Origin of the sequence: Bradyrhizobium sp. AS23.2 (genome assembly GCF_001908185.1) — a bacterium.
In the GTDB taxonomy this organism is placed as follows: domain Bacteria; phylum Pseudomonadota; class Alphaproteobacteria; order Rhizobiales; family Xanthobacteraceae; genus Bradyrhizobium.
This window is the reverse complement of sequence record NZ_LGHM01000008.1, coordinates 47,376-58,198: the sequence shown is the minus strand read 5'-3', so window position 1 is coordinate 58,198 and position 10,823 is coordinate 47,376. Positions and strand designations below refer to the sequence as shown.

At 63.5% G+C, this 10,823-nt stretch carries 10 protein-coding genes, 1 tRNA gene and 1 pseudogene; 9 read left to right on the top strand and 3 right to left on the bottom strand.

The window, feature by feature from the left end; all coding sequences use genetic code 11:
- Window positions 1–590: 590 nt before the first annotated feature.
- Window positions 591–1,376, bottom strand: a complete 786-nt coding sequence (locus tag AC630_RS01675; protein ID WP_074116756.1) for an SDR family NAD(P)-dependent oxidoreductase — start codon at window positions 1,374–1,376, stop codon at window positions 591–593.
- Between the two features lie 133 nt (window positions 1,377–1,509).
- Here AC630_RS01675 and AC630_RS01670 point away from each other — a divergent pair.
- Together AC630_RS01670 and AC630_RS01665 are read left to right on the top strand one after the other, a co-directional pair.
- Window positions 1,510–2,209 (top strand): annotated as a pseudogene (locus AC630_RS01670) (histidine phosphatase family protein).
- A 140-nt stretch (window positions 2,210–2,349) separates the two neighbouring features.
- Entirely contained in the window at window positions 2,350–3,117 is a 768-nt protein-coding gene (locus AC630_RS01665) for an SDR family NAD(P)-dependent oxidoreductase (protein ID WP_074116755.1), read from the top strand.
- 185 nt (window positions 3,118–3,302) lie between these two features.
- On the opposite strand, the gene AC630_RS01660 is transcribed toward AC630_RS01665, so the two are convergent.
- Window positions 3,303–4,538 carry a serine hydrolase domain-containing protein gene (locus AC630_RS01660; protein ID WP_074116754.1) on the bottom strand — a complete coding sequence of 412 codons (1,236 nt, stop codon included), beginning with the start codon at window positions 4,536–4,538 and terminating at the stop codon, window positions 3,303–3,305.
- A 149-nt stretch (window positions 4,539–4,687) separates the two neighbouring features.
- Between AC630_RS01660 and AC630_RS01655 the strand changes: the two genes are divergently transcribed.
- From AC630_RS01655 to AC630_RS01630, 6 genes are all read left to right on the top strand, one after another.
- Window positions 4,688–4,763, top strand: a tRNA-Trp gene (locus tag AC630_RS01655).
- A 334-nt stretch (window positions 4,764–5,097) separates the two neighbouring features.
- Complete coding sequence (gene secE, locus AC630_RS01650) at window positions 5,098–5,289, top strand: preprotein translocase subunit SecE (protein ID WP_074116753.1); 192 nt, start codon at window positions 5,098–5,100, stop codon at window positions 5,287–5,289.
- Window positions 5,289–5,843 (top strand): transcription termination/antitermination protein NusG, encoded by a 555-nt coding sequence (gene nusG / locus AC630_RS01645; RefSeq protein WP_007602985.1) that lies wholly within the window; start codon window positions 5,289–5,291, stop codon window positions 5,841–5,843. Before secE ends, nusG begins: the two co-directional genes overlap by 1 nt.
- 133 nt (window positions 5,844–5,976) lie before the next feature.
- Complete coding sequence (gene rplK, locus AC630_RS01640; protein WP_057745528.1) at window positions 5,977–6,405, top strand: 50S ribosomal protein L11; 429 nt, start codon at window positions 5,977–5,979, stop codon at window positions 6,403–6,405.
- 6 nt (window positions 6,406–6,411) lie between these two features.
- A complete protein-coding gene (gene rplA, locus AC630_RS01635; RefSeq protein ID WP_014494487.1) occupies window positions 6,412–7,104 on the top strand; it encodes a 50S ribosomal protein L1 in 693 nt (230 codons plus the stop codon).
- Between the two features lie 90 nt (window positions 7,105–7,194).
- Window positions 7,195–8,148 (top strand): 2-hydroxyacid dehydrogenase, encoded by a 954-nt coding sequence (locus AC630_RS01630; RefSeq protein ID WP_074116752.1) that lies wholly within the window; start codon window positions 7,195–7,197, stop codon window positions 8,146–8,148.
- A gap of 142 nt (window positions 8,149–8,290) precedes the next feature.
- Here the strand turns inward: AC630_RS01630 and AC630_RS01625 are convergent, their stop codons facing one another.
- Entirely contained in the window at window positions 8,291–9,139 is an 849-nt protein-coding gene (locus tag AC630_RS01625) for an OmpA family protein (protein ID WP_167561110.1), read from the bottom strand.
- A 324-nt stretch (window positions 9,140–9,463) separates the two neighbouring features.
- Between AC630_RS01625 and AC630_RS01620 the strand changes: the two genes are divergently transcribed.
- Complete coding sequence (locus tag AC630_RS01620; RefSeq protein WP_074116750.1) at window positions 9,464–10,444, top strand: helix-turn-helix domain-containing protein; 981 nt, start codon at window positions 9,464–9,466, stop codon at window positions 10,442–10,444.
- The last annotated feature ends 379 nt before the right edge of the window (window positions 10,445–10,823 follow it).

The following is a 10,823-nucleotide window of genomic DNA, read 5'->3' as shown; positions in this document are numbered from 1 at the left end:
CCCGCTGTGCATTGTAGCGCAACCTGCTCTTGGCATGGCGGTCCATGGGAGCCAGCCGGCTCCCGGTCTTCCCTGCGCCCTCTTTCATGAGGGTGAGGCGACGAAGCAAAGCTCGGGCGAAACAAGCCGCGAGAATGAGAGCCCATGCCAGTCATTCAACAACGCTCTCGTGCCCCGGACGCAGCGCAGCGCCTCTTCGGCGGTGCGCTGCAGAGCCGGGGCCCATGCTGCAGCGATCCGTGTGGCTTCCTGGGTCCCGGCTCTGCGGGGCGTCACTGCGTGCCGCACCGCGTCCGGGACACGAGAGATGCGAATGCCGTTATCCCGCAATCCGTCATTGCGAGCGCAGCGAAGCAGTCCAGACCGCCGCCCGCGGAAAGATACTGGATTGCTTCGCTGCGCTCGCAATGACGATGTTGATGCAGTTGCGCACCAACGCTGCGCTCTCGTGCCCCGGACGCAGCGCAGCACGAAGTGGTGCGCTGCAGAGCCGGGGCCCATGCGGCAGTTATTGCCGCGGCCTCCTGGGTCCCGGCGCTGCGGAGCGTCACTGCGTGCCGCACCGTGTCCGGGACACGAGACCGTCCTTGTTAAACCGGCTTCCCCGTATACGGCATCGACGCCGTCAGACCTCCGTCCACCGGGAACGCCTGGCCGTTCACATAGGAGGCCTCGTCGCTTGCCAGGAACAGTCCCATCGCGGCGAGTTCGTGCGGCTGGCCGGGGCGCTTGAGCGGATTGAGCTGGCCGATCTTGTCGGAGGTGCCGCGCTCCTTGGCGCGATCGAAGATCGGCTTGGTCATGCCGGTCTCGATCAGGCCCGGGCAGACCGCGTTGATGCGCACGCCGGTGCCGGTGAGCGAATAGGCCGTGGTCTGCACCAGGCTGATGACGCCGGCCTTGCTCGCCGCGTAAGGATGACCGCTGGCGCCGGCCTTGAGACCCGCGACGGACGCGGTGAGCACGATCGCGCCGGACTGCTGCTTCACCATGTGCGGCATCGCATGCTTCACCGCGAGGAACGGTCCGATCAGGTTGACGCGCAAAATCTCCTGCCAGTGTTCCACGGTCTGCTCGCCGAGCGGGACGAGGCCGCCGGAGACGCCGGCATTGGCCCAGATCACGTCGAGCCGGCCGTGCGTCTTCACCGCCTTGTCGATGACGGCGATGACGTCCTTCTCGGAGCCCGCATCGGCGATCATCGCTTCCGCAGTGCCGCCCGCCTTCTTGATCTCCTCGACGGTCTCCTTCACCGCCTCGGTGCGATCAACTGCGATCAGCTTTGCGCCTTCCCTGGTGAACAGCAGTGCAGCCGCGCGGCCAATGCCGCTGCCGGCGCCGGTGATGATGACGGATTTGCCTTGCAAACGGCCCATGCGTTTCTCCCTTTGGCTCGCGCGCGACGCTTGCCGCGCGACGGAATTTCAAACAGAATTTCAAACGGTAAAGTGTCTTGAGACACGTTCGCTACTGACGTACAGCGACATTACACGGGATGGAAGAGTTTCGATGGCAGCCGCAGACAAGCCGAATGTGGTCACGACACGCTGGTGGTGGGTTCGTCATGCGCCGGTGCGCAACGATGGCGGAAACATCTACGGGCAGAGCGATATCGCCTGCGACACCAGCGACACCTACGTGTTCAATGCTGTTGCCAAGGTGCTGCCACGCAAGGCGGTCTGGTATTCGAGCAATCTGATGCGCACGCATCAAACGGCCGAAGCGATCTGGGCGGCCGGTTTCCCAAGGCCTGCGTCGATGAAATGGGAAGCGGACCTCGCCGAGCAGAATCTCGGCCGCTGGCAGGGCATGAACCGCGCCGAGTTCATCGCGAGCCGCCCCGTGGGCATGAGCTGGTTCGCCGACATCAACGAGCCGGCGCCCGGCGGCGAAAGCTTCATGGACCTCTACAACCGTACGCGCCGCACCATCGAGCGGATCAACATTGAGGCGGCCGGGCAGGACGTGATCGCGGTCGCCCATGGCGGCACCATCAAGGCCGCGCTCGGGCTCGCGCTCGACGGCCAGCCGGAGCGGGGGGCTCGCCTTCGATATCGACAATGTGTCGGTGACGCGGCTCGATTATTTCGCAAGCCCCGAGCGCACGGTCTGGCGGTTGCCGATGGTGAACCAGCAGCCATGGATCGCGGATGATGCGCACGCGGCGATGCATCAGCTGGCCGGACCGGAAGTCAAGAAGCTCGCGTGAGTGAGCTGTCATTCCGGGACGGTCCGCAGGACCGGGCCCGGAATCTCGAGATTCTCAGGTGGGCAATTGCGCACCATAGTACGATGCTTTGCATCGCTGCGTAACGACATCGAATACGAACATCAATCTGGGAGAGAAACATGACCTTGTTCGACATGAAGGGCAAAGTTGCCGTCATCACCGGCTCGACGCGCGGCATCGGGCTCGCGATCGCCGAGCGCATGGCCGAGCACGGCGCGAAGGTCGTGATCTCCTCGCGCAAGGCTGACGTCTGCGACCAGGTTGCCAAGGGCATCAACGACAAGTTCGGCAAGGGCACCGCGGTCGCGATTGCCGCGAACATCTCCTCGAAGGAGAACCTGCAAAACCTCGTCGACGAGAGCAACCGCGCCTTCGGCAAGATCGACGTGCTGGTCTGCAACGCCGCGTCGAACCCGTATTACGGCCCGCTTGCTGGCATCTCCGACGATCAGTTCAGAAAGATCCTCGACAACAACATCGTCGCCAACAACTGGCTGATCTCGATGGTGGTGCCGCAGATGATCGAACGCAAGGACGGCTCGATCATCATCGTCTCCTCGATCGGCGGCCTGAAGGGCTCGACCATCCTCGGCGCCTACGCGATCTCCAAGGCGGCCGACATGCAGCTCGCGCGCAACCTCGCCTGCGAGTACGGCAAGGACAACATCCGCGTGAACTGCATCGCGCCCGGCCTGATCAAGACGGACTTCGCCAAGGCGCTGTGGGACAACCCGGAGAACCTGAAGGCGTCGACCGCACGCTCGCCGCTGCTCCGCATCGGCATCCCCGACGAGATCGCGGGCGCCGCGGTGTTCCTGGGATCGAAGGCCGGCGACTTCATGACCGGCCAGACCATGGTGATCGACGGCGGCGCGACGATCAGTTGAGGCGTTATTGCGAGAAGGGAGCTTGCCTCTCCATACTCGGTGTCATCGTCCGCGAAGGCGGACGATCCAGTACTCCGCGGCAGCAGTGATGTGAGCCCATTGGGGCCGCGGAGTACTGGATGCCCCGCCTTCGCGGGGCATGACAGTGAATGTGGGGACGCAGGGTCACGATTTGGCGAAGGACCTCAATCCACCGCCGCGTAAACCAGATCCCGCACCAGCGTCCGCGTATAGTCGCGCTGGCCCGGGCCCTGGGTCATGAACACCGTGAACAGGTCTTCCTTCGGGTCGATCCAGAAGAACGTCCCCGCAATGCCGCTCCAGAAATACTGGCCGACGCTGCCGGGGAAGGGGGCGATGCCGGGCTCGGTGCGCACGGCGAGGCCGAGGCCGAAACCGTGGCCGGGGGAGAGCAGGGTGCCGTTGGTCACGACATCAGGTCCGAGGTGATCGGAGGCCATCAACTCAAGCGTCTTGCGGCCGATGATCCTGTTGCCATCGAGCGTGCCGCCGTTGCGCAGCATCAGGCAGAAGCGGGCATAGTCCATTGTGGTCGAGACGAGCCCGCCGCCGCCGGACTCCATCACCGGCCGTTCCAGCATGTTGAAGAGAGCGACCTTGTCGCCGGTCCAGGGATCGGCTGCGAACGGCTCGGCGAGCCGGCCGGCATTGGCCTCGCTGGTCGAGAAGCCGGTCTCGGTCATCTGCAAGGGCGCGAGGATGCGCTCCGTCAGGAAAGTGTCGAGCGATTTGCCGCTGACGACCTCGATGATGCGGCCGAGGATGTCGGTGGAGCGGCTGTAGTTGAACTCGTCGCCGGGGTGGCAGACCAGCGGGAAGCTCGCGACCAGCGCGGCATGCTCGGCATTGGTGATCTTGCGGCTGCGCACCCGCGAGTCCTGGTAGATCTTGTGCACGGGCCCGTCGCCCTGGTGCTCATAGGTCAGGCCCGAGGTGTGGCGAAGCAGGTCCTGCACCGTCATCGCTCGCCGCGCCGGAACCAGTTCCAGCTTGCCGCCGCTGACCACGCCGACCTTTTGATCGGCGAACTCCGGGATGAACTTGGCGACGGGATCGCTGAGCAGGAGGTGGCCGTCCTCGACCAGCGCCATGATGGCGACGGAGACGATCGGCTTGGTCATCGAGAAGATGCGGAAGATCGAATCACGCGCCATCGGCGCTGAGCCTGCCGGGCTCTGCTTGCCGAGCGCTTCGAACCAGCCGATTTGGCCGCGGCGGGCCACCAGCACGGTGACGCCGGGGACGGTTCCCTTGTCGATCTCGCGCTTGAACGCATCCGACATGGCCTGGAGGCGGGGGCGCGACAGGCCCAGGGTTTCCGGCTTGGCCTCGGGCAGAAGCGGGGTTTTCGGCGCGGTTGCGGTATCGAGGGCGGCTGTCACAGACGCTTGGGCAGTCATGGCACTCCCGTTGTTCTTTATTATCGGAAACGGACTGTGGCCCAGAAGACGCTGCACAAACAAGCGAAGCCAGCGCGCTTCTCCCTTGCAATCCAGCCGCCCCCTGTGCTTGAAAGCGGCCCTGATCCGCGCGGCAACGCGGGGTCCGTAGGAGTGTAGCTCAATTGGTAGAGCACCGGTCTCCAAAACCGGGGGTCGCAGGTTCGAGCCCTGCCACTCCTGCCAGCGAATCCCGACAATCAGGATTGACGGCAGGACAGCGACGGGCCGCAAAGCTCGGACCGGGGCACCGGATAAGCCATTGATCCAGATCAGGTCCGTAAGCCACAACCGCGAGCCGGCCGGCCTGTCCACACCTTGACCTTTGGCCCCATCCGCAGTATCTACCCGGCACTCGCAGCCGGCCCGTTAGACGCGGATTTCCGGCGCGGCCTTGAAATCCCCGAACAATCGAGCCCGGTTTCCGGCTCATCCTTCGAGACAGAGGGCTGGGCCAACGGCGGCTGTTCGGATCCCTGAAATTCATTCGCGTCTGTCGACGGACGTTGGACATCAAGCGATGGCAGTCAGCCCGTTCAAGTTCTTGCAGGAAGTGCGCTCGGAGACCGCCAAGGTTACCTGGCCGACCCGCCGCGAGACCACGATCACCACCATCATGGTGTTCGTCATGGTCGCCCTGGCCTCGATCTTCTTCTTCGCCTCCGACCAGATCATCCGTTACCTCATCACCTTCCTTCTGGGCATTCACTGATGGCAACAGCAACCGCTCAATTGTCTGACAAGCGCTGGTACATCGTCCACGCCTATTCGAACTTCGAGAAGAAGGTCGCCGAGTCGATCCGCGAGCAGGCCAAGCAGCGCGGGCTCGAGGAGCTGTTCGAGCTGGTGCTGGTTCCGACCGAGAAGGTCACGGAAGTGCGCCGCGGCCGCAAGATCGACGCCGAGCGCAAGTTTTTCCCCGGCTACGTGCTGGTCAAGATGAAGCTGACCGACGAGGCGTTCCATCTGATCAAGAACACGCCGAAGGTGACAGGTTTCCTCGGCGCTGAAAACAAGCCGATGCCGATCTCGGAAGCCGAGGCCATGCGCATCCTGCATCAGGTGCAGGAGGGCGTGGAACGGCCGAAGGCGTCGGTGTCGTTCGAGATCGGCGAGAACGTGCGCGTGGCCGACGGCCCGTTCGCGTCGTTCTCGGGCGTCGTCGAGGAAATCGACGAGGCGCGTTCGCGCGTGAAGGTCGCGGTGTCGATCTTCGGCCGTGCCACGCCGGTGGAACTGGAATTCGGTCAGGTCGAGAAGGTCTGACCGGGCAGCGCGTGAAGCCGAAAAGCTTCGCGCAAAGAGAGGCCGTGGGAGGGAGAGGGCGGTTGCCAGCCGCATCCGACCCAGACCACGAACCTGAAACCGCCGGCAACTGCCGGCACAACAGGAGTGATACATGGCAAAGAAAGTGACCGGATACCTGAAGCTTCAGGTCCCGGCCGGTGCGGCGAATCCTTCGCCCCCGATCGGTCCCGCGCTCGGTCAGCGCGGTCTCAACATCATGGAGTTCTGCAAGGCGTTCAACGCACAGACCCAGAAGGAAGAGAAGAACACCCCGATCCCGGTGATCATCACCATCTATGCGGACCGTTCCTTCACCTTCGAGATGAAGACGCCGCCGATGTCCTACTTCCTCAAGCAGGCCGCCAAGATCCAGTCCGGCTCGAAGGCGCCGGGTCGTGACAAGGCCGGCAAGGTGACACGCGCGCAGGTGCGCGAGATCGCCGAGAAGAAGATGAAGGATCTCAATTGCGACACCATCGAATCGGCCATGAAGATGGTCGAGGGCTCCGCCCGCTCGATGGGTCTGGAAGTTGCGGGGTAAGCGGTCATGGCAATCGGAAAGCGTTTGAACAAAGCCCGCGAAGGTGTTGACCGCGAAAAGCTTTATCCGCTCGCGGACGCCATCAAGATGGTCAAGGAACGCGCGAAAGCGAAGTTCGACGAGACCATCGAGGTAGCGATCAATCTCGGCGTCGATCCGCGCCACGCCGACCAGATGGTCCGCGGCGTCGTGACCCTGCCGAACGGCACCGGCCGTACGCTCCGCGTCGGCGTGTTCGCCCGCGGTGCCAAGGCCGATGAGGCCAAGGCTGCCGGTGCTGACGTCGTCGGCGCCGAGGACCTGGTCGAGAAGGTGCAGAACGGCTCGATCGATTTCGACCGCTGCATCGCCACCCCCGACATGATGCCGCTGGTCGGCCGTCTCGGTAAGGTGCTCGGCCCGCGCGGCCTGATGCCGAACCCGAAGATCGGCACCGTGACCATGGACGTCACCGGCGCGGTGAAGGGTGCCAAGGGCGGCTCGGTCGAGTTCCGTGTCGAGAAGGCCGGCATCCTGCAGGCCGGCGTCGGCAAGGCCTCGTTCTCCGAGGAGAAGCTGGTCGAGAACATCAAGGCCCTGGCTGACGCTGTCTCCAAGGCGAAGCCCGCCGGCTCCAAGGGCACCTACATCCAGCGCGTTGCGGTGTCCTCGACGATGGGCCCCGGCGTGAAGGTCGAGCCGGGCACCATTCTCGGCTAAGGTTTGGAAATTGCATGAGGTGAGGGGCGGAATTGGGCAACCGATTCCGCCCCTCGTCGTTTGTGACGGCGCTTACCGGAAACAAGAACAATGGCTGACAAGGTCCTGATCTACTCGCGCTTTCCCAGGACGATGATGGCGCCTTTCGCCGAGCGGTTCGACCTGCTGGATACCGGCGGCAGGCCGGCGCGGGAGGTGTTTTCGGCCGAAGAGCTCGGCGGCATCCGTGCGATGCTCACCGCGGGCGGCACGCCGCTCGGTGCGGATACGATGGATCTGTTTCCGAAGCTCGGCGCTATCGTCTGCTACGGCACCGGCTATGACGGCGTCGACCTGAAGGCGGCCGCTGCCCGCAACATCGCGGTCGGCCACAGCCCCGGGGCTAATGCAGCCTCGGTCGCCGACATCGCGATGACCCTGATGCTCGCGACGACGCGGCGGATCCTGGTTGCCGACCAGTATGTCCGCAGCGGCGATTGGGCATCGTCAAAGCAGTCACCGATGATGCGGCCTCAGGCCGGCATGCCCGGCCGTAGCATCGGTGTCTACGGCATGGGCGAGATCGGCCGCAAGATCGCGGCGCGCTGCGCGGCGTTCGAGAGCGAGGTTGGCTATTTCAGCCGCACCAAGCACGATCTGCCCTATCAATATTTCCCGACGCTGGAGGCGCTCGCCGACTGGTGCAGCGTGTTGATGATCGCGGTTCGCGCCGGCGCCGAGACCCAGCACGTCGTCAACGCAGATATCCTCAAGCGCCTCGGTGCGGACGGCTACGTCGTCAATATCTCCCGCGGCTCGGTGATCGACGAGAACGCCCTGGTCACGGCGCTCTCGGACAAGACCATCGCCGGCGCCGGCCTCGACGTCTACGAGACGGAACCGCACGCGCCCGATGCGCTGACCGCGCTCCCCAACGTGGTGTTCGCCCCGCATATCGGCGGCCACACCCTCGAATCGCACGTCGCGATGCAGAACTGCGTGATCGCCAACCTCGATGCCTATTTCGCGGACAAACCGCTGCCGTATTCAGTCAGGGAGTCTTGACCGGCCGACGGCCGCAAGAATTCAGGCGGCATTTGTCTCTTGCGGGAATGATATGTACGCGACCTTGCTGGCTTTGCCAGGATTAGTGCTCAAGGTCGCGCGCCCGCTGAGAACGCACCATCCAACCCCTCGGACCAAACGTCTAGCGCGCCAACTCTACCCGGCGATTCTTGGCCCGTCCCTCTTCGGTGGTGTTGTCGACGATGGGCTTTGCATCGCCGAAGCCCGCCGAGGTCAGGCGGTCCGGCTTGATGCCTTGCCGGCCAAGCCAAGCTACCACTGCCGCCGCTCTCGCCTCAGAGAGCTTCTGATTTGCCGCAGGCGCTCCCACATTGTCCGTGTGGCCCTCGACCTTCAGCCGCAGATCGGGGTGGTCGGCCAGCAGCTTTCGGATTTCGCTCAGGACTGCTTCCGAGTCAGGACGGATCGTCGCCTTGCCCGTGTCGAAGTTGATCCCGTACACGGCGACACGCCCCTTGTCCTTGAGTGCCTTGTAGAAGCCGTCAGCGTCCGCGTCGAGTTTCTGCTCCATCTGATCGGGCTCGGCGATCGTCAGCGTCGATTCTATCCAATCTCCCTGGTCACTGGCGCTGAGGTTCGTGTAGACGGCAGGCTTCCCGTCGCGATCGAGCCGGAATGCGCCGAAGACCTCTCCTCCGATCTTGCCATGCGCGGGCAGCTTGTCGACCCGTCCCGCGATGAGCTTCACGAATCCAGCTTTGCCGAGCGCGGCCTCGTACTGGCGTAGGATCTCGAAGGCGGAGGTGCCGGGCTTGTGCTCATAGACATATCGCACGATGCGGCCTTCGATCACCTCGGTCTTCGCCTCGGGCTCCCCATCACTGCCAGGCTGCGTTCCGGTGACGAGTTCGACGCTGTCAAAAGCTTTCTCGTCATATTCCGTCACTCGTGCCTGCGGGTAGAACTTGATGATCGAGTGCTCCTTTGTCCCCTTCACATTTTTCTCATTCCAGGCGGCCGACGACGGCATGCTCAAAGCAAGCAGGAACAGTCCGGTGAGTATCATGCGCATCGAATGCCTCATTAGTATCTCTGATCATCTACTTCGTGTGGGGGAGGCATCGTAACGAACAGGCGTGCGGCAATAGATCCTGCGGGATACCTGGGAGGGCCATAATGCTTCAAAGTGTCAGCCCTCTGCGTCCGGTACGATGACCTTGCAAAGGGCGGTTCGTAGGCGCTCGCGGCCGCGCTGTCTCGGCACTGGCTGCAGGCCGATGGGCAATTGGTGCAGGCTTCGCTTGACTGCTGAGCCTGGATGCGAGACATGGCCGGCTTTGGCCGATGATGCCCCATGCCTGTGCTGTTCGACTCCAAGGCGATTGCCGCTCGCGATAATTTTCCTCTTTGGCAGGAGTTCGTCGCCTCCGCCTTCCTCGGCATGAAGGCCGAGCCGACCGGCGTGGACCCATTCGTAGCACGGGTGGAGCTCTCGAACGCCAGCGGCACCGATGTTGCGACCGCTCGATTTCCTGGTCAGCGCCTGTACCGCAGCAAGGCAGAGATCGCCCATATCGTGCATGACGCTTATTGCGTGGCGGTGGTCGAGAGCGGCCTGAGCCAAGGCACGCATGGAGATGTTTCGTTCACGGCAAGGCCAGGAGATCTGGTGATTATTGACGTGAGTAAACCTTTCGACCTTTCCGTTTCGGGCGAGGGCACCAAGCTTTCCGTCATCCAGATCGACAAGCGGCAGTTCGCCCAGCGACTGGCCGAGCCGGAGCTCGTTCCTGTTACGGTTTCCACAAGCAGCGGAGCGGCAGCCCTGCTCGCGAGCTACATAGGGGGGCTTGCACAATGCGCTGCCACGTTACCCGCAGCATCGGCCGGAAGGGCCGTTTCGATCGCCTGCGACCTTTTCACGCTCGCTTTCTCCCAACAGGCAACCGCGGACCTTGGAGCTGAGAGCGTCCACGATGCGCGACTTGCGGCGGCGCTAACCTTCATTGCTCGCAACAATACCGATGTCGGGTTGGATGCGAAGCGCGTCGCGTGCCATCTTGGTATCTCCCCGCGATCCGTCTATGACCTATTCGCGCGCTCGGGCCTCAGCCTTGCCGAGACCATCCTGTCCCGGCGCCTGGAAGCATGCCGTGCGGCGCTCATCGACCCCGCACATGCCCGGCGGACGATTGCGGACCTGGCACTCGATCTCGGGTTCAGCGACATTTCCCGGTTCAATCGCCATTACAAGGCGCGCTACGGCGAGACGCCCCGTGAAACCCGAGCCCGTATGCCTCGGCGCGAGCAGGGGACCCAATTCGGCCAGCGCTGATCGGGAGGGCGGGACCAGGGAGGTGCTGCGGACCCAAAGGACCGTTTTGAGCGCAAATAGGGCAGTAGCGGCGTCCGGCAAACTGGTGTGAATTTTGCTCTTGGCAAGCCGGCCCGAAGCGGTTAAAGAACCGCCTCCGGACGTACCGGCCTTGGCTGGCGCGTTCGTGCACGCATCCCGAAAACCCGACACGGCAGGAGATCATTCCTTTTCAGGACGTCCGCGAGGATTTGCCCGAAAAGGAAGGAAAAACCGTCGGTTGGTGGGTGCGGGCAGGGGTCGGGCGGTTCGCCGGCTGACCTTGTCCTGTCCAAGACTGCAGGCGCCTGCGGGAAGTTTCGATTTCTCAAGGGCTTAATCGCACGGCCTGCATAGACGG